The sequence below is a fragment of the Aeromonas sp. A04 genome (assembly GCF_047780465.1).
GTDB classification, from domain to species: Bacteria; Pseudomonadota; Gammaproteobacteria; order Enterobacterales; family Aeromonadaceae; genus Aeromonas; species Aeromonas bestiarum.
On sequence record NZ_JBLNHP010000002.1, the window covers coordinates 323,046 to 344,900 of the forward strand.

General features: G+C 61.7%; 16 protein-coding genes and 1 pseudogene. 11 read left to right on the plus strand and 6 right to left on the minus strand.

What is annotated here, in order from left to right:
* Window positions 1–83 precede the first annotated feature (83 nt).
* The 9 genes and pseudogenes from ACM3N8_RS09275 to ACM3N8_RS09315 all read left to right on the plus strand — a co-directional run bounded on the left by ACM3N8_RS09275 (window position 84) and on the right by ACM3N8_RS09315 (window position 9,884).
* Window positions 84–1,004 (plus strand): restriction endonuclease, encoded by a 921-nt coding sequence (locus ACM3N8_RS09275; protein ID WP_290017710.1) that lies wholly within the window; start codon window positions 84–86, stop codon window positions 1,002–1,004.
* A 367-nt stretch (window positions 1,005–1,371) separates the two neighbouring features.
* Window positions 1,372–1,942: pseudogene (locus ACM3N8_RS09280) on the plus strand (DUF3305 domain-containing protein).
* Window positions 1,935–2,603 carry a DUF3306 domain-containing protein gene (locus ACM3N8_RS09285; RefSeq protein WP_241278442.1) on the plus strand — a complete coding sequence of 223 codons (669 nt, stop codon included), beginning with the start codon at window positions 1,935–1,937 and terminating at the stop codon, window positions 2,601–2,603. Before ACM3N8_RS09280 ends, ACM3N8_RS09285 begins: the two are co-directional and overlap by 8 nt.
* A 104-nt stretch (window positions 2,604–2,707) precedes the next feature.
* On the plus strand, window positions 2,708–4,468 hold the full coding sequence (locus ACM3N8_RS09290; RefSeq protein WP_416016010.1) for a 4Fe-4S dicluster domain-containing protein: 1,761 nt from the start codon (window positions 2,708–2,710) through the stop codon (window positions 4,466–4,468).
* A gap of 10 nt (window positions 4,469–4,478) precedes the next feature.
* Window positions 4,479–5,111 (plus strand): molecular chaperone, encoded by a 633-nt coding sequence (locus ACM3N8_RS09295; protein WP_290017707.1) that lies wholly within the window; start codon window positions 4,479–4,481, stop codon window positions 5,109–5,111.
* A 73-nt stretch (window positions 5,112–5,184) separates the two neighbouring features.
* Window positions 5,185–5,388: a transcriptional initiation protein Tat gene (locus ACM3N8_RS09300; protein WP_290017706.1), complete on the plus strand. Its 204-nt coding sequence runs from the start codon at window positions 5,185–5,187 to the stop codon at window positions 5,386–5,388.
* Between the two features lie 23 nt (window positions 5,389–5,411).
* A complete protein-coding gene (locus tag ACM3N8_RS09305; RefSeq protein ID WP_290017705.1) occupies window positions 5,412–8,288 on the plus strand; it encodes a formate dehydrogenase subunit alpha in 2,877 nt (958 codons plus the stop codon).
* Between the two features lie 4 nt (window positions 8,289–8,292).
* Window positions 8,293–8,916 carry a formate dehydrogenase FDH3 subunit beta gene (gene fdh3B, locus ACM3N8_RS09310; RefSeq protein WP_043556381.1) on the plus strand — a complete coding sequence of 208 codons (624 nt, stop codon included), beginning with the start codon at window positions 8,293–8,295 and terminating at the stop codon, window positions 8,914–8,916.
* A complete protein-coding gene (locus ACM3N8_RS09315; protein WP_241325116.1) occupies window positions 8,913–9,884 on the plus strand; it encodes a formate dehydrogenase subunit gamma in 972 nt (323 codons plus the stop codon). The genes fdh3B and ACM3N8_RS09315 overlap by 4 nt, the downstream gene beginning before the upstream one ends.
* A 92-nt stretch (window positions 9,885–9,976) precedes the next feature.
* On the opposite strand, the gene ACM3N8_RS09320 is transcribed toward ACM3N8_RS09315, so the two are convergent.
* Complete coding sequence (locus tag ACM3N8_RS09320) at window positions 9,977–11,107, minus strand: hybrid sensor histidine kinase/response regulator (protein ID WP_098983161.1); 1,131 nt, start codon at window positions 11,105–11,107, stop codon at window positions 9,977–9,979.
* A 237-nt stretch (window positions 11,108–11,344) separates the two neighbouring features.
* Between ACM3N8_RS09320 and ACM3N8_RS09325 the strand changes: the two genes are divergently transcribed.
* Window positions 11,345–13,060, plus strand: coding sequence for an NAD-dependent malic enzyme (locus tag ACM3N8_RS09325; protein WP_098983163.1), 1,716 nt, complete (start codon window positions 11,345–11,347; stop codon window positions 13,058–13,060).
* Between the two features lie 55 nt (window positions 13,061–13,115).
* Here the strand turns inward: ACM3N8_RS09325 and ACM3N8_RS09330 are convergent, their stop codons facing one another.
* Window positions 13,116–13,457, minus strand: a complete 342-nt coding sequence (locus ACM3N8_RS09330) for an RT0821/Lpp0805 family surface protein (protein WP_241278440.1) — start codon at window positions 13,455–13,457, stop codon at window positions 13,116–13,118.
* Complete coding sequence (locus ACM3N8_RS09335) at window positions 13,454–14,716, minus strand: hypothetical protein (RefSeq protein ID WP_416016011.1); 1,263 nt, start codon at window positions 14,714–14,716, stop codon at window positions 13,454–13,456. The genes ACM3N8_RS09330 and ACM3N8_RS09335 overlap by 4 nt, the downstream gene beginning before the upstream one ends.
* A 308-nt stretch (window positions 14,717–15,024) precedes the next feature.
* Here ACM3N8_RS09335 and ACM3N8_RS09340 point away from each other — a divergent pair, with 308 nt between their 5' ends.
* Window positions 15,025–16,263: a uracil-xanthine permease family protein gene (locus tag ACM3N8_RS09340; protein ID WP_416016012.1), complete on the plus strand. Its 1,239-nt coding sequence runs from the start codon at window positions 15,025–15,027 to the stop codon at window positions 16,261–16,263.
* Window positions 16,264–16,345: 82 nt separating this feature from the next.
* On the opposite strand, the gene ACM3N8_RS09345 is transcribed toward ACM3N8_RS09340, so the two are convergent.
* From ACM3N8_RS09345 to mscK, 3 genes are all read right to left on the minus strand, one after another.
* On the minus strand, window positions 16,346–17,353 hold the full coding sequence (locus ACM3N8_RS09345) for a beta-propeller fold lactonase family protein (RefSeq protein ID WP_416016013.1): 1,008 nt from the start codon (window positions 17,351–17,353) through the stop codon (window positions 16,346–16,348).
* A gap of 65 nt (window positions 17,354–17,418) precedes the next feature.
* Entirely contained in the window at window positions 17,419–18,252 is an 834-nt protein-coding gene (locus tag ACM3N8_RS09350; protein ID WP_274453721.1) for a hypothetical protein, read from the minus strand.
* A gap of 224 nt (window positions 18,253–18,476) precedes the next feature.
* On the minus strand, window positions 18,477–21,797 hold the full coding sequence (gene mscK / locus ACM3N8_RS09355; RefSeq protein WP_274453722.1) for a mechanosensitive channel MscK: 3,321 nt from the start codon (window positions 21,795–21,797) through the stop codon (window positions 18,477–18,479).
* Window positions 21,798–21,855 lie beyond the last annotated feature (58 nt).

Genomic DNA, 21,855 nt, shown 5'->3' on the forward strand with positions numbered 1-21,855 from the left:
TGATGGCAATTAGTAAGCTTTCCTCTGACTTGTTAATGGTGATAGGTGAGCTATGAGTATACTGGCCATATGAGAGGGTATTAATGAGTTTTCCTTCAGATATAAAAGTCGGGATGCGCGATTGCATCCTTAAATTACTTTGGCCAAAAGATGATATTGTTCAGTTTTTTTCTGATAATGGATGTACAAGAGCGGACATTAAAGCGTTAGGTGATCATAAGGAATTACAAAGATATAAAATTGTTGATTCTATATTTAATCACCTTACGACAAAGCCTGATGGTGGGCTTGGTCCTTTTCGTTCGATGTTACAGTCTTTGATTGGGTGGTCTTCTTTTGACCCGTATTATTTCGATAATCTGAAAAAGCTTAATCGTGCAGATGCTGAACGAGCAATTACACATCTTAAGCAGCTTCAAGAGATTCGGGATCATAAAATCCAAGAGGATCGAAAAGTTCGAGCAGCTAAATCTGCAGCATTACAAACGCCAAAGCAAACTCTCTATGCTCTTAAAGAGCAATATATTGGACTGCTCCAAGGTAGTTGCTCGCCTTCACGTCGAGGGTATGAGTTGGAAAATGTGCTTCAAGAACTTGGTAAGCTATCAAATTTGGAAATAACAGAACCATATCGAGTAAATGGTGAACAAATAGATGGTGCTATTAAATTCGAAGGGGAGCACTACTTAGTCGAGGCAAAATGGCAAGATAAGGCATCAGCAAATGAGCCAGTATATCAATTTGCTAGTAAGATTGAAGGGAAACTGTATGGACGAGGTGTTTTTATCTCTGTTAATGGTTTTAGTGAAAACGTAGTCGATTCTCTCGTACATGGTAAAGCAATAAAAACTATTTTTGTTGACGGTGGTGATCTAATTATGGTTCTAGAGGGATTTCAGACTTTTTCTGAAATGCTAGATAAGAAAATAAAGGCGGCTCAAACTCGAGGTGAAATTTATATTAATGCTGTCGATGGGAAGAGCAAAATTAGTAAAACATCGTAGCAATTTGGATATCTTGTATATTGGGCTAAATCGTAGGTTGGTGCTGAACGAAGTGAAGCCCAACGTTTACCGCGTGATCTTGTTGATATAGGCAATCATCTGGTCACTCGGTTATTGCCAACACCAAGCTGGATTGGGGGGAATTGTTTTTTCTTTGCATGTTGGGCTTCGCTGCGCTCAGCGCCAACCTACCTCCAGCACTACGCCCTAACCCGCATCAAACCCCCCATCAACCACCACACCCGCCTTGGCCCCACTCTTGCTATGTCTTATCCCATTGATGGCCGTGGCCGCCTCGATTTACCCGCAGTGACCAGCCCCGACCGGGGCTAATCATAGAGGAGGGCGGCCCGGCAGAGACCTTCTGATGGGAGCCGCGACAAGTGCAAGACACAACCAATATTCTCTCCCCGCAGCGCTGGCTGCAGCTGGAGTTAAAGGCCATCGACAGCCAGGTTGGCCGCTGGCAGAGCCACCGTTTCGAGATAGCGGCGCTCCACCCCGCCGAACCTGAGGCAGCAGGTGCCTTGCCTCTTACCCTGTTTCGCGATGAGCGGGGGGATTATCGCTTCAATCTGAGCTCCGGCTCGCCCCGCCTCTTTGTCACCGGAAGCCGTGTGGACAATGGCTTTGTGGCCGATGGCCTCACCTTGAGCCAGACAGTGGCCGCCGCCTATATGGATGGCGAGCGGCAGGTGCTCTCCTGCCCGCTGCCCGAAGCGCTGCAAGCCTGGGTGGAGGCCTTTATCGGCCGTCACGGCGAGCTGCTGGAGGCCCGTCGCAAGGGCAAGAAGGGCAAGGGGCGGGCGCAGGATCAGCTGGGGGTCGATACGAGAGTTGAGACATCAAGAGACGCCAGTGATCAAGCCAATTGTGGCGCCGTCAAGGCCACAGGCCCCGATGGCCGCGAGCGTTCGGGAGTTGGCTCCCATGAGTGAGTTTCTCAAGCGCTGGTCGGCTCGAAAGCATCAGGCATTGCAGCCACGGGAGCAGGCCGACCCCGAGGTTGTTGCTATCCCCATCGAAGGCAATGACGAAGGCAAAATATCAGATACAGAGCAGGATAGCCGCGCAGTCAGCACTGACAAGGGGAGTGGTGAACCCGAGGCTGCCGAGGGTCTCCTGTATGAGGTGTCGGAGGGAAAACCGGCTATCGGTGACGCCGCTTCGCAGCCGGCCAGACCAACCCGGCCGGGCAAATCTGCACTGCCTGACAAAGAGACACTGAGAGCCATGTTTCGTACTCACAAGCCGGACGGGCTGGATGACTACACCCAGGATTTCAGCCAGCCCGAGCTGTTGCCGGCGGCCCTGACCGCCGGGCTGCGCAACTGGCTGGTGGAGGCGGTGACGGCGCCCGAGGCCGAGTCCGGCAGCGCACTGTCGCCATCAGATCAGGCATCACCCGAGCAGGCCATTGCCGACCAGCCAGCCGCTGCCCCCTCTTTTTCTTCTCCCGCCTCCCAGCGGAGTGAACCGCTCGCCACCTTGCCGGCCCCGGATCCACAAGCCCACACCAAGGAGCGGGACATTTTGGTTGATGAGGATGGACAAAATGTCCCAACCAAGGGTGGGGGAATGGAGCGTCTGGGATCCTGACTCCCTGCCAGTCACTATTTTTCCGGGGGAGTTGGCTCGGCTCTTGCTCCTCCACAAGACCAACAAGCGATCCATCCCATGAGGTGGACCGCACAGGAGTGCATGTGAGCATCGAACAACATTACTCAAACCTGACCCCCGATGGGGGAGTGGCGGGGCGCAATGAGCGAGCCCGCGCCGACGCCTTGCGCCACACGGTCAAGACCGACAACCTGATCCCGGCCACTGTCTCCTATCAGAGCCAGGGCCGCTTGTTGCTGGTCGGCCCGGAAGATCGCATTCGCCGTGCCGCCAGCCTGCTGCCCCAAGGCGTGATGCCGACCCTGCTGGTCACAGAATCCGTCCACAATGCCGAGGCGGCAGATCTCGAAGCCATCTTCGACGCCACCACATCCCTCGCTGCCCTGACCCTGCGCGAGCCGAGCCTCAAGGGGTATCTCGGTCAGTACCAGCTAACCGGCCTGAACGGGCAGGGGGAGAGGGTTGATCTGGCGAGGCTTTGTTTTCCACAACAGGGTTTTCCACAACAGGGTTTCCCGCAGCAGGCTGCGGCAGCTGTCAGTGAACTGCCAGGGGAGCCTCGCTTCGATCTGGTGGCCGATCTGGGCCGCACGCCGCTGTTTGCGCTGGAGCGCCCACCGATCGGCTATTTGCATCTGGTTGATGACGAAGGGCTGGCCGCACGGCTTGCCGAGCTCTGTGCGCTGACCGGCATCTTCGACAAGCCGCGTTATTTTCGCCTCGATGCCGAGGCCTGCGCCTTCACCGCCCGCGGCGTGCCAGGTTGCAGCCGCTGTCTCGATGTCTGCCCGACCGATGCGCTCAAGCCCGTCAATGGTCGCATCCAGATCGATCCCCATCTCTGTCAGGGCTTCGGCAGTTGCGCCTCCGCCTGTCCGACCGGGGCGATTGCCTATCACCAGCCCGATGCCAGCACCAGCGGCGACTACCTGTTCCGCTTGCTCAAACGCTATCGGGTGGCGGGCGGCGCCCACCCTGTGCTGCTGATCGCCGGGGAGAGCGAGCGGGCACGGCTTGAGGCCAGCCTGCCCGCCCTGCCAACCCACTGGTTGCCGGTCTGGGTGGAAGAGAGCGCCAGCCTGGGGGTTGAGAGCTGGTTGGCGGCGCTCGCCTATGGTGCCAGCGCGGTGCGCATAGTGCTTGACGAGGATGCCCCCGCCAGCGTGCGGGCCCTGCTGGAGCGGGAGCTGGCCAGCGCCGCCGTACTGCTGGTGGGGGCCGGTTTACCGGTGGACCGGGTGGCGATCCACTCCCTGAGCGCCATGGAGCGTGCCAGTGAACACCCTGGCACTGCGTTGTTCGACAAACCGCTCAAAGGGGAGAAGCGGGAGACCCTGTTTGCCGCCTTCGATGCCCTCTGGCAGGCCAACGGGGGCAGCCACGAGCCGCTGGCAGTGCCCCATGGCGCCCCCTTTGGCGCCGTGGTGCTCAAGGAATCGGATTGCACCCTCTGCATGGGCTGCGTGGCGGTCTGCCCAAGCCGCGCTCTGCATGCGGTGGGCCACACGCCCGGCCTCAACTTTATCGAGCAGGACTGCATCCAGTGCGGCATGTGCGAAAAAGCCTGCCCCGAGCAGGCCATAGTCCTTGCACCCCGCCTGCAGCCTGTGCCCGAGGCGCGCCGCGCCGTGCAGAGCCTCAAAGCCGAGGAGGCCGCCTGCTGCATACGCTGCGGCAAGCCGTTTGCGCCAGCCTCCCTCATTCGTCGCATCCAGCAAAAGCTGGCCGGTCACTCCCACTTCCAGAATGAAGCCGCCGCGCGGTTGCTGATGTGTGAGGATTGCCGGGTCAAGGATGTGTTTACGGCGCTGGCGGCGGATCCTGCCGCCCAGCTCAAGATATGAGGGGCCTGTGATGAGTGAACAACCGAATAGCCATACCGCACTGAATGCAGGCGAACTGACCATGACAGATCTGGAACAGAGCAGCGCCGACATGTATGCCCTGCTGGCGAGCCTGTGGCGCGCCGCCCCTGGTGGCGATCAGCTCGCCTGGCTGCAAGGCTTGCAGGCCATGCCGGGCCCCTTTGCCAGAGGGCTGGGGCTGGTGCAACTGGCCGCCAGCAGCCACCGCGAAAGCGAACTCGCCGAGGAGTATCAGGATCTCTTTATCGGCCTGGGGCGCGGCGAAATAGTGCCGTTTGCCTCCTGGTATCTCACCGGCTCTCTGATGGAGCTGCCGCTGGCGGTGCTGCGCGCAGACCTCCAGTCTCTGGGTTTCGAGCGCCAGAGCGGGGTGTGCGAACCCGAGGATCACCTGGCCGCCCTGTGCGAGGTGATGGCGGTATTGATTGCCGAGCAGCACCCCGAGCGCAACCGCTTCTATGAACGCCATCTGGCCCCCTGGGTGCTCGCCTGCTGCCGCGATCAGCAACAGGCGAAGGGGGGCAGCTTCTACCGGGCGGTTGGGGCGCTTGCCGAAGACTTTTTCAAACTGGAGCAGGATCTGCGCCTGCCCTTTGGTACCCCTGTGGTGACGCTGCCATGACGCGGCACCCACTCACTCATAGCGAAGCCGGCACAGTGCGGCTGGCCATAACAAAAACAGAGGTCACAGAAAGATGAGCGATGAAAAGCTGAAAGACCCGTCCCGACGCAATCTGATCAAGGGGGTGGGCGTGGTCGCCACCATAGGCGCGCTGGCCGGTGCCACCGGCCGGGTGGTGAGCAAGGAGGCGCTGACCCACGACACCCAGCCTGACAAGGGCTATCGGGAGACACCCCATGTTCACGACTTTTATCGCACCCTGCGCGGCACCGACTGAGCCGGCTCAGTGAAGGAGAGCTTATGAAACTGACAAAACGAGCCGAGCCGGTCAACGCGAGCGAGCAAGGCAATGCGGCCGCTCGCGGCCAGGGGCTGACCCGCCGCGCCTTTATGGTCAACTCAAGTCTGGTGGCCGGCGGCGCCGTTGCCGCCGGTTGGCTGGCCCCCGCCATGATGCAGCGGGCAGAGGCCAAAACCGTGGCGGCCGACGTGCCGGTCGAGGTGAAGCGCACCATCTGCTCCCACTGCTCTGTGGGTTGCGGCGTCTATGCCGAGGTGCAAAACGGCGTCTGGACCGGTCAGGAGCCGGCGTTTGATCACCCCTTCAACCTCGGCGGTCACTGCGCCAAGGGGGCGGCCCTGCGTGAGCACGGCCACGGCGAGCGTCGCCTCAAGTACCCGATGAAGCTGGTGGGCGGCAAGTGGCAGCGTCTGAGCTGGGAGCAGGCCATCGAAGAGGTGGGCAACGAGGTGCTGCGCCTTCGCAAGGAGTCCGGCCCCGACAGCGTCTACTGGCTCGGCTCCGCCAAGCACTCCAACGAGCAGGCCTACCTGTTTCGCAAGATGGCGTCCCTGTGGGGCACCAACAACGTGGATCACCAGGCGCGCATCTGCCACTCCACCACGGTCGCCGGTGTAGCCAACACCTGGGGCTATGGCGCCATGACCAACAGCCTGAACGACATGCACAACAGCAAGTCGATCATGTTTATCGGCTCCAACCCGGCGGAGGCCCACCCGGTCGCCATGCAGCACATACTGCTGGCGAAAGAGCGCAACGGCTGCAAGATCCTGGTGGTCGACCCGCGCCGCACCCGCACCGCCGCCAAGGCGGACATGTACCTCTCCCTGCGCCCGGGCACAGACGTCGCCTTTATCTGGGGCATGCTCTGGCACATCTTCAAGAACGGCTGGGAAGACAAGGAGTTCATCCGCACCCGTGTCTACGGCATGGACGAGGTGCAAAAAGAGGTGGCGCGCTGGACCCCGGCCGAAGTGGAGCGGGTGACCGGCCTCAACGAACAGCAGGTCCATGGCGCCGCCAAGCTGCTGGCCGACAACCGTCCCGGCTGCGTGGTCTGGTGTATGGGTGGCACCCAGCACACCACGGGCAACAACAATACCCGTGCCTACTGCATCCTCGAACTGGCCCTCGGCAACGTGGGCAAGAGCGGGGCGGGCACCAACATCTTCCGCGGTCACGACAACGTGCAGGGTGCCACCGACTTTGGCGTCACCTCCGACTCTCTGCCTGGCTACTACGGGCTGGAAGAGGGCTCCTGGAAACATTGGGCCCGGGTGTGGGATGTGGATTACGAGTGGATCAAGGCTCGCTTCGACAACAAGGCCTATAACGGCAAACTGCCGATGAACAACAACGGCATTCCTGTCTCCCGCTGGGTGGATGGTGTGCTGGAGAACGCCGATCTCATCGAGCAGGGCTCCAACATCCGCGCCATGTTCTACTGGGGTCATGCGGTCAACTCCCAGACCCGCGGCCCGGAAATGAAGAAGGCGATGCAAAAGCTCGACATGATGGTGATTGTCGACCCGTACCCCACGGTCGCCGCCGTCATGAACGATCGCACCGACGGCGTCTACCTGCTGCCGGCCACCACCCAGTTCGAGACCTATGGCTCCGTCACCGCCACCAACCGCTCCATGCAGTGGCGCGACAAGGTGGTCGAGCCCCTGTTCGAATCCAAGGTGGATCACGAGATCATGTATCTGCTGAGCAAGAAGCTGGGCTTCGTCGATGAGCTGTTCAAGCACATCAAGGTGGAGAACAACGAGCCGCTCTTGGAAGACATCACCCGCGAGTACAACCGCGGCATGTGGAGCGTGGGCTACACAGGCCAGAGCCCGGAGCGGCTCAAGGCGCACCAGCAGAACTGGCACACCTTCCACAAGACCAACCTCAAGGCCGAGGGCGGCCCGGTGAGCGGCGAGATCTATGGTCTGCCCTGGCCCTGCTGGGGCACCCCGGAGATGAAACACCCAGGCAGCCACATCCTCTACGACACCAGCATTCCGGTCTCCGAGGGGGGCGGCGGTTTCCGCGCCCGTTTCGGCATCGAGTATCAGGGGGTGTCACTGCTCGCCGAAGACTCCTGGCCCAAGGGGAGCGAGGTGGAGGATGGCTATCCCGAGATCACCGCCGATCTGATGAAACAGCTCGGCTGGTGGGATGAGCTGACCGAAGCCGAGAAGAAAGAGGCCGAGGGCAAGAACTGGAAGACAGATCTATCCGGCGGCATCCAGCGGGTGGCCATCAAGCACGGCTTCGTGCCCTATGGCAACGCCAAGGCGCGCTGCGTGGTGTGGACCTTCCCGGACCAGGTGCCCAAGCACCGCGAGCCGCTCTACACCCCGCGTCGGGATCTCTTGGCCGACTACGCTACCTGGTCTGACTCCAAGAGCCTCTGGCGCCTGCCGACCCAGTACGCCTCCATTCAGGAGAAGGACGTCAGCAAGGAGTTCCCGATCATACTCACCTCCGGTCGTCTGGTGGAGTACGAGGGGGGCGGCGATGAGACCCGCTCCAACCCCTGGCTGGCCGAGCTGCAGCAGGAGATGTTCGTCGAGATGAACCCGGCGGATGCCAACGACGTCGGCGTGCGCGACGGTCAGGATGTGTGGGTCGAGGGGCCGGAAGGGGGCCGGGTGCTGGTCAAGGCGCTGGTGACCCCAAGGGTCAAGGCGGGGCTGGCCTTTATGCCGTTCCACTTCGGCGGCCACTTCGAGGGCCAGGATCTGCGATCCAAATACCCGGAAGGGTCTGACCCTTATGTGCTGGGGGAATCGGTCAACATAGTCACCACCTATGGTTATGACCCTGTCACCCAGATGCAGGAGACCAAGGTCACCCTGTGCCGCTTTCGCAAAGTAGGAGCCTGATCTCATGGCCAGAATGAAATTCATGTGTGACACCAAGCGCTGCATCGAGTGCAACGGCTGTGTGACGGCGTGCAAGAACGAGAACGACGACGCCCTGGAGTGGGGCATACAGCGGCGCCGGGTGGTGACCCTCAATGACGGCCTGCCGGGGGAGACCTCCATCTCGGTCGCCTGCATGCACTGCACCGACGCCCCCTGCATGGCGGTCTGTCCGGCGGACTGCTTCTATCACACAGACGACGGCATAGTGCTGCACAACAAGGATCTCTGCATCGGCTGCGGCTACTGCCTGTTCGCCTGCCCGTTCGGGGCGCCCCAGTTCCCGAAAACTGCCGCCTTCGGCGACCGCGGCAAGATGGACAAGTGCACCTTCTGCGCCGGTGGCCCGGAAGAGGATCACAGCGAGGCGGAGCGCCAGAAGTACGGTGCCAACCGCATCGCCGAGGGCAAGCTGCCCATGTGTGCCGAGCTCTGCTCCACCAAGGCGCTGCTGGCCGGTGACGCGCAGGTGATCTCCGACATCTTCCGCGAGCGGGTCGCCTATCGCGGCGCCAAGGACGCGGGCTGGGGCAGCGGTGAAGAGCTGTTCCATGACGCCAGCAAGGCGGGCAAGGGAGGGGCGGCATGAAAACCTGGCTAATGGCCCTGTTTGCCGCCCTGCTGCTGGTGAGCACCGCCAGCTTCGCCGATGCCGAGAAGGAGGCGGTCGGCTTTGCCGGCGCCGACTACTGGCGGGCGGTGAAGGACGGGCAGGAGGGTTACACCACCTCCCGCTCGCCGGAGCACGGGGTGCTGATCTCGGTGCCGGGCCAGCTCTGGTTCGAGGTGAAGACCAAGTGGGTGTCGCCGCTCGGTGCCATCGCCATCTTCGGCTCCCTGGCCATGTGCGGCCTGATGTACTGGGCTGTGGGGCCGACCCGGCTCTCCAAGCCACGCACCGGGCGCAAGCTCAAGCGCTGGAGCCGGCTGGATCGGGCGCTGCACTGGACCACGGCGGGCATGTTCCTGACCCTCTCTGGCTCAGGGCTGGCCATCATCTACGGCAAGCACTTCATCAAGCCGGTGGTGAGCATGGGGGTGTGGGAGAACTGGATCTGGTTCGCCAAGGAGTTCCACAACTACGTGGGGCCGCTCTTCTTCCTCTGCCTGCTGGGCGTGCTCATCAAGTGGTTTCGCCACAACATAGTCAACATGGTGGATGTGCGCTGGTTCATGAAGGCGGGCGGCATGCTGGGGCCCCACAAGGGCAGCCACCCCTCGGCGGGCTTCTCCAACGGCGGCGAGAAGGCCATTTTCTGGCTGCTGATCTGGTTTGGCGGCATAGTGGTGGCGACCGGGCTGTTTCTGGACTTCCCCATCTTTGGCCAGCTGCGCCGTCAGATGGAGTGGGCCAGCTTCATCCACATAGTCGGGGCGCTCATCCTCATCTGCGGCTTCATCTTCCATATCTACATGGGCCTGTTCCAGCTGGAAGGGGCGCTGGAGGGGATGATCAGCGGCGAGGTGGACGAGACCTGGGCCAAGGAGCACCACGACCTCTGGTATGAAGAGGTGAAGCACCAGCTCGACGAGCCCAAGGCGGGCAAGCCCGACTGAGGCTGACCGCGATTCAACGATGAAAGAGAAGGGACGCCGAGGCGTCCCTTTTTATTGTCTGCTTGTCATAGCACTCGTCAACGCCAGCCTCTTTACAGGGGGGGCTGCAGGGGGAGCCGGATCTGGTATGTCAGCCCCTGGCCGGGCGGGCTGGTGACGGTCAGCTGGCCGTGCAGGTTGTTCTCCACCAGGTTGTGGATGCGGCAGGCGCTCAGGCCGCAGTGGTTGGTGTTGCCGCGCTGGGTAGTGAAGAAGGGCTCGAACAGGCGGGGCAACTGCTCGGCCGTCATGCCGGGGCCCGAATCTCTGTAGGTCAGCAGCAGCTCGTTGCCGCTTTGCGCTATGTTCAGGCCGAAGCTGTGTTGCCCCGGCCCCTTGAAGGCGTGATCCATGCTGTTCTTGATGAGCTCCTGCACCAGATCGAGAAACAGCGGCTCGGGGGCGGTCAGGGTCACCTCTTCGCCCCCGACATCCGCGTTGACTCTGGCGATGAGAAACTCGGGCGAGAAGGCTTGCAGCAGCTTGCGCAGGCTTTTTTGCACCGGGAAGGGGAGGGCCGGCGGCTCGTGCTGATCCCGGGTCAGCTCCTTGAAGCGGGTGATCAGCAGGGCGACCCGGCGCAGGCTGGATTCCACCAACTCTGTGCCCTCCTTGATGTCGGTGAGCTGCTGGTGCAGCAGGCGCTGGCCCAGCATGCCGTTTTGCACCGCGTTCGCCAGCAGATCGCCCGCGCCGTGGATCAGGCTGGAGGCGGTGATGCCGATGCCGACCGGGGTGTTGATCTCGTGGGCAATCCCGGCCGTGAGCTGGAACAGGCTCTGGTAGAGCTGCACCTTGGCCTGCTGGCGGCTCAGATCCTTGAGGCGCAGCTGGTTTTGTACCCGGGCCAGCACCTCTAGCTGGTGAAACGGCTTGGAGACATAGTCGCAGCCGCCGGCCTGAAAGGCCTGCTCGAGGGCGCTGATCTCGTTGTTGGCACTGATGAAGAGGACGGGCAGGCACCACTGGCCCGGCAACTGCTTGATGCGGCGGCACGCTTCATAGCCATCCATCACCGGCATGTTGATGTCCATCAACACCAGTGCGGGAGGAAACCGGGTAGCGGCATCCAGCGCCTGCTGGCCGTCGGTCGCCTCGCGCACCTGATAACCCGCCTCTTCCAGCAGGCAGCGCAATATGTAGCGGTTGGACGCCATGTCATCGACGATCAGGATATCACTCATGTGTTCTCTCCCGCCCCTGAGGAAACCCATCCTGCTGGTGGCCTGTTGTTGAGCATAGTTGGCCGATTTAGGCCGTGCGTGGCCGGTATGAGGCCATAAACCGGTTTGGCGCGTTTTTTGGCCGCAGGGTATGCCCAAGCTCACAAAACTAAACAACCAAACGTCATATGATTGATTTCATTATGAGTCTTGCTCTCCTGCCGAACGGCAATTTCACGTAAATCAAAGAGAACGACTATGGCTACCGGACAATATCTGCTGTGGAAAGATGCACAGGGACAGGATTTTCGCCCCGTTGCACTGACTGGCACCGATCTGCTCAACGATCGCAATCTCAACAAGGGCACCGCCTTCACCGAACAGGAGCGCGCCGACTTCGAGCTCGACGGCCTGTTGCCTCCCCGGGTTCAAACTTTTGAGGCCCAGCTGGAGCGGGTCTATCAGGGCTTTTTGAGCGCCTGCAGCGACATCGAAAAGTACCAGAACCTGCGCGCCCTGCAGGATCGCAACGAGACCCTGTTCTATGCCCTGCTGTCACGCCACGTGGAGGAGATGACCCCCATCATCTATACCCCGACCGTCGGCAAGGCGTGCCAGGAGTTCAGCCACCGCTACCAGAAGGCGCGCGGCCTCTATATCACCCCGAAAAACGTCGAGGACATGGGCTCCCTGGCCCGTCAGCTGGACGCAAAATCGGTGCGCATTATCGTGGTGACCGACAGCCAGGGCATCCTGGGGATAGGTGATCAGGGGGTGGGCGGCATGGGGATCCCCATCGGCAAGCTCTCCCTCTATACCCTGGCGGCCGGTATTCACCCTGCCTGCTGCCTGCCCATAGCGCTGGATGTGGGCACCGACAATCAGGCCCTGCTGGACGACCCCATGTATCTGGGTCAGCCTCACAAGCGCATCCGTGGCAAGGAGTACGACGACTTCATCGACAAGTTCGTGGCCGGGGTCAAGCGTCACTTCCCGAACGCCGTGCTGCAGTGGGAAGACTTCAGCAAGTCCAACGCCTTCAACAATCTCTCCCGCTACCAGCAGTCACTGCCGTCGTTCAACGATGACATTCAGGGCACGGGGGCCGTGGTACTGGCCGGCATCATAGGGGCGGTCAAGGTCAAGGGGGAGACCCTGGGTCAGCAGAACTATCTGGTCTATGGCGCCGGCGCCGGCGGGGTAGGGGTTGCGGATCAGATCTGTGCCGGCATGATCCGCGAGGGACTGGATCCGCAGGCGGCCCGGGATCGCATCTATATCCTGGATACCCAGGGGCTGGTGTGTGACAACCGCGAGGGGCTCGACGAGTACAAGCGCCGTTACGCCAAACCGGGTCTGCTGCTGGCTGGCTGGGATACCGAAGTGCCCGGCAGGGCCAACCTGACCGACGTGCTGCGCCATGTGCCCATCACAGTGCTGCTCGGCACCAGCGGCTCCGGCGGCGCCTTCAAGGAGGAGCACGTGCAGCTGATGCAAAAGCACTGTGCCCGTCCCATGGTGTTCCCGCTCTCCAACCCGACTGCCAACTGCGAAGCGCTGCCGGAAGACATCTACCGCTGGAGCCAGGGCAAGGCCATAGTCGCCACCGGCAGCCCGTTCAAGGACGTGCACTATGAGGGCAAGGATTACCGCATAGGCCAGGGCAACAACGTCTTCATCTTCCCAGGGGTGGGGCTGGCGGCCATCGTCAGCCAGCTGAGCGAGATCAGCCCGGATATCTTCACCACGGCCGCCTTTGCACTGGCCGAGTGCGTGAACGAGGTGGATCTGGCACAAGGCTCCGTCTATCCGCGCATTCGCGAGCTGCGCAACATCTCGGTGCACGTGGCGACCGCCGTGCTCAAAGACATAGTGCGCAAGGACCCCTCCCATCCGCTGATCGGGCAGGATCTGCAGCAGCATATCCTGAGCCACATGTGGGAGCCGCTCTACCTGCCTTATCGCCGGGTATGACGGCCGAAAGCGTGAGATGAAAAGGGGGTGGCCGTCGGCCACCCCCTTTTTTTCGTCAGCTGCGCAGCGGCAGCCAGTGTCCCTCTTTGCTGCGGCAGGCGGTGTCCTGCCACTGCTGGCTTGCCTGGCCTATGTAGAGCTGCTCGCGATAGTCGCGGCACCAATGGCCGTTGGCGTGGCGAAAAGTGCGCAGCGGCGTGACGCTGCCACTGTGACGGTTGGCGGCATTGAACCAGGTGAGGCTCTGGCCTTTGGGGCGGGTTTGCAGTGCATCGGCCAGCGCCTGGTTGGCCAGTGCCACATCGGCCTTGTCCATCTGGTGGTAGAGAGGGGCGGGCTCAAGGGTGGCACAGCCGAGCAGCCACAGGGAGAGCCAGGGCAGCAGGTAACGGATCATGGTTGCTCCTTTGTACTAAAGCCCTGCTGGATCAAGGCTTGTTCCTGTGCATCGGTCAGCGTCTGGCCGCGATCATCGACAGTGCCATCGCCCCGGATCTCGTTGCCATTGGCATCGACGGTATCCACCCCCTTGTCGTCGACAGTGCCATCGCCCCGGATCTCGTTGCCGTTGGCATCGACGGCGTCCACACCCTTGTCGTCGACAGTGCCGTCGCCCCGGATCTCGTTGCCATTGGCATCGATGGCATCCACGCCATTGTCGTCGACAGTGCCGTCGCCCCGGATCTCGTTGCCATTGGCATCGATGGCATCCACGCCCTTGTCGTCGACAGTGCCGTTGCCCCGGATCTCGTTGCCATTGGCATCGATGGCATCCACGCCATTGTCATCCAGGCCGTTGCCAAGTCCGCGTCCGCCGGCATGACGATCCCCTCCGGCGTGGCGGTCTCCTCCGCCATGCTGCTCGCCCCCTGCATGATGCTCACCACCGGCGTGTTCACCACCGCCATTGTCGTCACTACCCTGACCACCCCCATCGCTGTCGCTGCTGTCACTGCCGCCACTGCTGTCGCTACCGCCACTGCTGTCGCTGCCGCCACTGCTGTCGCTGCCGCCACTGCTGTCGCTGCCACCACCGCTGTCGCCATCCTTGTTGTGAACGATCAGCGAGTTGGCGATATAGCTGTGGCTGCCATCGAGGATCAGGTTGAACAGTGCCGTGGTGGGCGGGGCGTCAATCCAGCAGAGCGACTCCACCAGCAGCTCGCTCGGTTGCGGGGCCAGCGCCAGATTGCCCGCGCTGGCTGCGGCTGCCGGCCAGCCCAGCAGGTGCATGCCGGTAAACAGCGGCAACACGGCCAGGGCCGGATTTTCGGTGCGGGTCATGGCCGGCGAGATGGCCGCCCAGCCGCGAGAGGTCAGGAAGGGGTGCTCCGCCGTGAAGAAGGGCGCCAGCTGGTTGATCCCGTAGAGCCTGCGCTCCCCCAGCAGCACCCGCTCGATAGCCTGGATCCGGTTGACATGACCATGTTGATCCAGCACTCGCTCACCGGCTTGCAGCGTTTCTATAGGGCGTTCTCTGCCGTCGGCCATGACGATCCGGGTGCCGGCAATGAAGCAGGACTTGGCATGGGCCTGACTCATTTGCCATGCGTTATGGGTGAAATCATAACTGAATGGGGTAGCAAACAGGGCCAATGCGATGGCTGATCCCACCAGCAATCTGCGCTGGCTGGGCTTGAAAGAGGGCAGTGGCATGGGGGACTCCTTGTCCGGCAGGGATTCACGCAATCAAGTATAGAGTGACCCTATGGCGGAGCAGGGGTGAGCCTTTGACAAACAAAGTCGCGTGGAAAAACGATTGGCGTCCGCCATAAAAGTGCGTAAAATCGCATACTCGATGCTTGTAGCAACGAATCCCGCCTAAAAAGCCAGTTTCATGCCCTCCCCAAGCAGTAAAAGGTAACGAATGACGCCAAATGGCCCATTTCACGCCTTGAAAGCGTCTTGTGATAACTGAAAAGTGTCAAATATCCCTGTCAGTTATCAAAAAATTAAGGACATCCATGTTTTCCTTAGTCAAGCAAAGTGTCGCCGGGCTGCAAATCCTGTTTGTCGCCTTCGGTGCCATGGTTCTGGTGCCCCTGCTCACCGGACTGAACCCCTCCATGGCCCTGCTTGGCGCCGGTGTGGGCACACTGTTGTTCCAGCTCTGCACTCGCCGCCAGGTCCCGATTTTCCTCGGTTCCAGCTTTGCCTTCATCGCCCCCATCATCTACGCCACCCAGACCTGGGGACTGCCGTCCACCATGTTTGGCCTGTTTGCCGCCGGTTTCATGTACTTCACCCTGGCCGCACTCATTCGCGTGCGGGGCATGGGCTTTGTGCACAAGTTGCTGCCGCCCGTGGTGATTGGCCCCGTGATCATGGTGATCGGCCTGTCGGTCGCTCAGGTTGCCTGCAACATGGCGATGGGCCGTGCCGGTGGTGAGCAGGTGGTGCCCGCTGGTACTGCGCTGACGCTGGCTGGCATCTCGCTGGCGGTGACCCTGATTGCGGCCGTGTTCTGCAAGGGCTGGATCAAGCTGATCCCCATACTGTGCGGTGTCATCGCCGGTTATGTCTCTGCCGTGCTGATGGGTCAGGTGAACTTCGACGGTCTGGTCAACACCCCCTGGCTGGCGCTGCCTCACTTCGAAACGCCGGAGATCAACTGGGCTGCCGCCCTGTTCATGCTGCCGGTGGCCATAGCCCCCTGTATCGAACACATAGGCGGCGTGCTCGCCATCGGTGGCGTGACCGGGCAGGACTACACCAAGAACCCGGGCCTGCACCGTACCCTGGCCGGTGACGGGATCGGCGTCTGCTTCGCCGGTTTCATCGGTGGCCCACCCGTGACCACCTACGCCGAAGTGACCGGCGCCGTGATGATCACCCGCAACTTCAACCCTGTCACCATGACCTGGGCCGCGGTGTTCGCCATCATTCTGGCCTTCTTCGGCAAGTTCAACGCCCTGCTCACCTCCATCCCCATGCCGGTGATGGGCGGCATCATGCTGCTGCTGTTCGGATCCATCGCCGCCATAGGTCTCAAGACGCTGGTGGAGTCCAAGGTGGATCTGGGGCTGGCCCGCAACATCGCCATCGTGGCCGTGACCCTGACGGTCGGCGTCGGCGCGCTGGAGATGAAGATAGGTGACTTCGCCCTGGCCGGTGTCGGCCTGGCATCGGTTGCCGCCATACTGCTCAACCTGATCCTGCCTGCCAGCTCCGAAGAGGGCGCCATGGAGAGCGCCAAGGATTAAGCGCTTGGCTTGCTGTGCATTGAGATGATGAAAAAGAGGCCACCCCCGGGTGGCCTCACTCATTTCGACCGGTTTCCCGGTGTCACTCGGGCAAGGCCAGCACCCTCACCCACATGGCCCCGTCGCCCACCGGATGGCGCGCGAGCAGCGTCAGCTCGCCGCTGCCCGGGTCTATGCGGTGCACGGCGAGCTGGTGGGAGGCTTGCCCGGCCGCCAGCAGATAGCGGCCGCTGTGATCGATGGCAAAGCCGCGCGGCATTGTCTCGGTCGGGAAGTGGGCCAGCGGGGTCAGGCTGCCATCCAGCTCCGCTATGCCAAACAGGGTCAGCAGGCTGCTGGCCCGCTCGCAGCTGTAGAGAAAACGGCCATCCGGCGTGACATGCAGATCCGCCCCCCAGCGCTCTCCCTGATACCCCGCAGGCAGCATGTCCAGACTCTGTTGCAGATGGATATGGCCATCGGCCTGCCTGTGGTAGCGGTTGATGGTGCAATCTAGCTCGTTCAGGCAGTAGATATCGCCATTGACGGGGTGCAGCGCCAGGTGCCTTGGCCCGGCACCGCTGGCGGTATGCAGATCTCCCAGCGGATGGGGCGCCAGCCGCCCCTCGTCGTTCAGGGTGAAGCGGCGGATGGCATCTTCCGTAAGGCAGGCAATCAGCACCTCCTGCCTGCCCTGCTCGTCCGCCAGCAGGGTGACCGAGTGAGCCGTCATCAGCGGATCCATGTGCTGGTGCGGGGCCTGCACCAGGCCAGCGGCATCGATGGGGAAGACGGTGACATGGTTGAAGGCGTAGGAAGCCGCCAGCAGGAAGCGGCCGTCGGCCGTGATGGCGGTGTGGGAGGCACTGCCCGCCAGCGGCGCCGAGCCCTGTTCGCTGAGCCGGCCATCCATGCCAATCCGGTAGCTGATGACCGCAAAATCGGGCCGCACGGCGGCATGCAGCCAGCGCCCATCCGGGCTTGTCACCAGCGGCTGGACCTGGCCCGGGGTATCGACCACCTGCAATAGCGCGAGCTCCCCGCTCTCGGCCAGGGCGAACACGTGGATCTGCTGGCTGGCGGGGCTTGCGACGTAAACGACCTGCTGCATCTGATCTCTACTCCTTGTCATGGGTAACGGCAGGCCAATCTTATCTCCATCCTCCGGGGTTTTGCTTACTCTTTTGCCCGGCCCGGGCACACCACCTGATGGGCCTTCAGGTGATAGAGCTCCACCTGCGGGTGGCTGAAGAAGCCCACTTCCCACGGATTTTTCTGCACGAACGCGGCGCGAATAGGCTCGAACAGTGGATGATCCTGCGGGATCTGGTAGGCATCGGCGGCGATGATGGTGTAATTCCACTCGATGGCCCGGGTGTAGGTAAACACAGCCCGCGAGTCGATGGCGAAATGGCAGCGGCCGTCGCGCTTGAGCAGCCGGGATTTGAAGGTCTCGGGGAAGGTGATGAAGAAGATGTCGTCCTCATCCGAGGAGAGAAATGCCAGCACTGTGGTGTGCGGCTGTGACTGGGCCCGGGTGACCAGTACCCCTATCTTGTTCTCCACTTCGCGCAAATCAGGCACGGGCAAGCCGGTGAGCGGGGTGACCGGCAGCGGAACTGCCTCTCGCCCGTCTTGCGGATGCTGGTAGTCCGGCTGGGCAAAGGCATGGGCCACCCGATTGCCATACCAGAGCTCGAACTGCAGCGGGGTGACATGGACCCTGCCGGGCGAAACCCGCTCGACCCGCCCCTTGTAGGAGGCGCGATAGACGCTCAGGGAGGCATCGTACTCATCGACCCCAGTGCGGTTGTCCAGGTGCAGGGTGATCTTGTCGCCCGCCGCCAGCTGGTGCCCCTTGGGAAAGCTGAGCAGCAGCGTATCGTCGTCATGGATCTCGACCCCGCAGATATAGACGCCGGTCTCCTTGCTGGCCGGATCGGCATAGGTGGCGGCGACCCCGAGCAGGGGGGAGCCGAGAAAAGCGAGCAGACTGGATGGTGAATTCATGGCGCACCTCGATTGCAAATGTGGGGATGTGGCACCTGAGTGTATCCCGGCTTGGCCGAACTGGCGGTCGTACCGTCGCCCTTTATCCGCTATCCAAGTTACTGATAAGTGACGGCTTGTTCTCGCCTCGCCATCACAAAACCGCCAACCCGGTTCCGCCGGGCGGGCCAGGACCATAAAAAAGGCCCCGTCACGGGGCCTTGGGTACTGGTTGTCGTCCTGCATCAGGCGGGCTGCTGGCCCGGCGGCGGCAGGGCGGCGGAGCTGGGCTCCACCTTCTGCTCTTCGCCCTTCATGTTCTTGATGTAGACATCCATCTGGTTGAACGCGATCTCGATACCGTTCGCCTTGAACAGGGCGTCGATCTTGCGGTTCAGCTCGTCCACGGCCGGGTTGCGATCGCCGAGCTCGCTCACGAAGAAGCGCAGCTCGTGATCCAGGGTGCTGGGGCCGAAGGTGAGGAAGTAGACGATGGGGGCCGGGTCTTTCAACACGCGGCTGTTGTCGTCTGCGGCCTGCTTGAGCAGGGTGCGGGTCAGCTCCAGATCCGAGCCGTAGGCGACCCCTACCCGCACTATGACGCGGGTGACGGTATCGCTCAGGGACCAGTTGATCAGCCGCTCTGTCATCAGCTGCTGGTTGGGGATGATCACCTCTTTGCGGTCGAAGTCGGTCAGGGTGGTGGCGCGAATGCGGATCCTGGAGACGGTACCGGAGAAGGGACCAATGGTGACTGTGTCGCCGATCCGCACCGGACGCTCGAACAGTATGATGATGCCCGAGACGAAGTTGGAGAGGATCTCCTTCATGCCAAAACCGATACCGACCGACAGACCACCCGCTACCCACTGCAGCTTGTCCCACTGCACGCCCATCATGGAGAGGGCGGTCAGGGAGCCGAAGCCGATCAGCACATAGTTGAGCATGGTGGTGATGGCGTAGGCGGTACCCTGGGCCAGGTTCAACTTGGAGAGCACCAGCACCTCCAGCAGACCGGGCAGGTTGCGGGCCAGTGACCAGGCGCCTCCGAGCAGGAGGAAGCCGATCAGCACGTCGCTCAGGCTGATCGGGAAGAGCACGGCATTGGCGCCGCTCCCTTCACTGCGGTGCCACAGCACCATGCTGTCGAGGTAGGAGAAGACAGCCACCAGATCAGACCAGAGCCAGTAGAAGGCGACACCGAATACCAGCAGCAGCACGGTACGGGTCAAGCGCAGGGATTGCTGGCTGACATCCTCCAGATCCATGGGTTGCTCTTCGATGGACTCGCCACCTTCCGCGTCTTCCACCGATCTGTGCTCACGCTTGGCCACTGCACGGCGGTAAGCCAGACGGCGGGCAGCCAGCTCCAGACCACGCAGGGCGGTGCGGTAGACCAGGCTCCAGATGATCAGCAGGTAGAAGGACTCCACCAGACGGCCGGTCAGTTTCAGCGCCGTGTAGTAGTAGCCCAGGCCGACCAGCACCATCAGTGCTACCGGCGCCAGCGCCAGGGCGCCCGCGGTGATCGACTGCTGCATGCTGCCCTCGCCCTTGATAATGGCGCGAGAGATGGGGAACACCAGATAGGTGGTGAGGCCCAGCAGCAGCAGGGTCAGTGCCTGACCGACCACATCGTTGCCTAGCGACGAGGGTTCTACCACCGCCTTGGTCGAGAGCATGATGAGCGGCAGCAGCGGCAGCCACAGATAGCGCATGCTGGTGCGCTTGGCCTGCAGCTCGGCCTTCGGCATGCGGAAGTGGGATTCGGCAATGCCGCCCGGACGCATTACCGCCAGATAGACGCTGAACACCAGATAACCGAGGGCCAGGTTGAGGGTGATCTGGAAAATCAGTTTGGGGCTGAGCAGGCCGCAGTAAGTGAGCCAGAGACCGGCAGCCAGTATGAACAGGCTGCCCGGCAGGCGCTGCAGCACGGAATAGAGCAGGGCGCGCGGCGTGTGCCACTGGCTGTCCTGGCGAAAACGTCCCAGATCCTTGGCGATCCTCTGCTGGCGCTTGACCAGGGTCGGGCGCTTCCAGATCAGCAGGCCACCCACCAGCAGCAGCGGGAAGGCGAGCAGGGAAACCGGCAGCAGCATCTCGCCCCAGCCGTCCCAGTCCGGCTTCAGCACCCAGTCCGAGGCTTGCTTGTAGGCCTGGGCCGGCCAGTTGATGAACCACTTCATGTCGATGGGTTTGTTGCTGCTGACCCAGAAGATGTGTTGCTGCAGGGTAAATTCGATGGAGGCGTAGATCCGCGCCAGCTGTTGCTGGGTCAGCTGCAGGCTGATGGCGTTGGTCAGCTGGCTGTCGAGCTGACGGTTGAGCTGGTCGAGCAGGCTGATGCGGGTGTCAAGCAGGGTGGAGAGGTTGGCCTTGTCCTCTGCAGTGACAGGTTCGCTGCTGTTGGCGATCAGGTTGTCCAGATACTGGGTTTTCTGGAACAGTTGGTCACGTTGCTGGCTCAGTTCGAACTGGGCCAGATGCAGGTCGGCGATCTGCTCCTCCAGGTTCTTGACCGCAGAGGTGGGGGCGGACTCCAGCTGCTGGTAGAGCTGATAGAGGATGCGCGACAGCAGCAGGTTGCCCTTGAGCATCTGTACCTGTTCGTTCAGGTTGCGCTCTGTCTGGGTGCCGCGTTCCAGCCAGCTCTTGGCTTGCAGGTTCTTCTGCACCAGATTGTTGAGATTGGTGGTGGCGCTGACCAGTTGCTGGCTGAGCTGATGGTTGAGTTCCTGCTCTTTTTGTACCAGCGGGTTATCGTCGATGGCGACCAGTTCACCTGTCTGCTCGGCAGTTTTTTCGGTATCGCCCAGACGTTTGGCACTGCTCTGCTCCTGCAGCAGTTGCAGCTTCTGCTCCTCGTTGGCGAGGCGGGCATTCTGGTAGTCCCGTTGCTTGACCGCCAGATCCTGCATGCTGGTGCGGTTATCCAGCTGTTGTTGCAGGTTGGCCAGTTGCAGCTCCAGCAAGGCCAGCTCGGCGCCCAGCTTCATCTTCTCGGCACTGCTGACGCTGTCACCGACGTTGAGGCGGGTGCGGATCTCCTGGCTGCGCTGATAGGCGCGGCTCATGTTGGTCTGGGCCCGCTCCGGCAGGGTTTGCAGACTGGTGAGCTGGCTGCCTATGGTGCCGAGGGTTTCCTGGGCATCCTGCATGTTGGCCAGCACTTCAGGCTGGCGGCTGTCCAGTTCCGCCAGGCTCATGCTGGCGTACTCGCTCTTGATCTGCTCGGCGCTCTTGTTCTGGGTCAGGGCATCGAGTTTGGCGCTGATGTCCCTGAGCTCACCCGGCAGGGAGCGAAGGCGTTGGGTTTGGCTCTTGGCCTTGGCGTGCTCCTTCTCGATGCTGTCGAGCAGGCTGAGGGTCTCGGTCAGGAGCTTCTGGTCGGCCTGCTGGCTGACGGTGAGGGTGTCTGACTTGCCGAGGGCATCGAGCGCGCGCTGTACGCTGGCTCTTTGGGGCACGTCCTGCGCCATGGCTTGCGGTACGCAGAGGCTGATGAATAAGCAGAGCAGCGGCAACAGGGTGGCCGAGGCTCTTTTGAAGCGTGTTGAGAGCATAAAACTTCCGGGTTATTACGCGATAGTTGGGAAATTTCCCACTTGGATTGAATCCGCG

Excerpts from the sequence above, each read along its gene's own strand:
- ACM3N8_RS09275 (WP_290017710.1), top strand. The coding sequence starts at position 84 with ATGAGTTTTCCTTCAGATATAAAAGTCGGGATGCGCGATTGCATCCTT.
- ACM3N8_RS09285 (WP_241278442.1), top strand. The coding sequence starts at position 1,935 with ATGAGTGAGTTTCTCAAGCGCTGGTCGGCTCGAAAGCATCAGGCATTG.
- ACM3N8_RS09295 (WP_290017707.1), top strand. The coding sequence starts at position 4,479 with ATGAGTGAACAACCGAATAGCCATACCGCACTGAATGCAGGCGAACTG.
- ACM3N8_RS09300 (WP_290017706.1), top strand. The coding sequence starts at position 5,185 with ATGAGCGATGAAAAGCTGAAAGACCCGTCCCGACGCAATCTGATCAAG.
- ACM3N8_RS09305 (WP_290017705.1), top strand. The coding sequence starts at position 5,412 with ATGAAACTGACAAAACGAGCCGAGCCGGTCAACGCGAGCGAGCAAGGC.
- fdh3B (WP_043556381.1), top strand. The coding sequence starts at position 8,293 with ATGGCCAGAATGAAATTCATGTGTGACACCAAGCGCTGCATCGAGTGC.
- ACM3N8_RS09315 (WP_241325116.1), top strand. The coding sequence starts at position 8,913 with ATGAAAACCTGGCTAATGGCCCTGTTTGCCGCCCTGCTGCTGGTGAGC.
- ACM3N8_RS09320 (WP_098983161.1), bottom strand. The coding sequence starts at position 11,107 with ATGAGTGATATCCTGATCGTCGATGACATGGCGTCCAACCGCTACATA.
- ACM3N8_RS09325 (WP_098983163.1), top strand. The coding sequence starts at position 11,345 with ATGGCTACCGGACAATATCTGCTGTGGAAAGATGCACAGGGACAGGAT.
- ACM3N8_RS09330 (WP_241278440.1), bottom strand. The coding sequence starts at position 13,457 with ATGATCCGTTACCTGCTGCCCTGGCTCTCCCTGTGGCTGCTCGGCTGT.
- ACM3N8_RS09335 (WP_416016011.1), bottom strand. The coding sequence starts at position 14,716 with ATGCCACTGCCCTCTTTCAAGCCCAGCCAGCGCAGATTGCTGGTGGGA.
- ACM3N8_RS09340 (WP_416016012.1), top strand. The coding sequence starts at position 15,025 with ATGTTTTCCTTAGTCAAGCAAAGTGTCGCCGGGCTGCAAATCCTGTTT.
- ACM3N8_RS09345 (WP_416016013.1), bottom strand. The coding sequence starts at position 17,353 with ATGCAGCAGGTCGTTTACGTCGCAAGCCCCGCCAGCCAGCAGATCCAC.
- ACM3N8_RS09350 (WP_274453721.1), bottom strand. The coding sequence starts at position 18,252 with ATGAATTCACCATCCAGTCTGCTCGCTTTTCTCGGCTCCCCCCTGCTC.
- mscK (WP_274453722.1), bottom strand. The coding sequence starts at position 21,797 with ATGCTCTCAACACGCTTCAAAAGAGCCTCGGCCACCCTGTTGCCGCTG.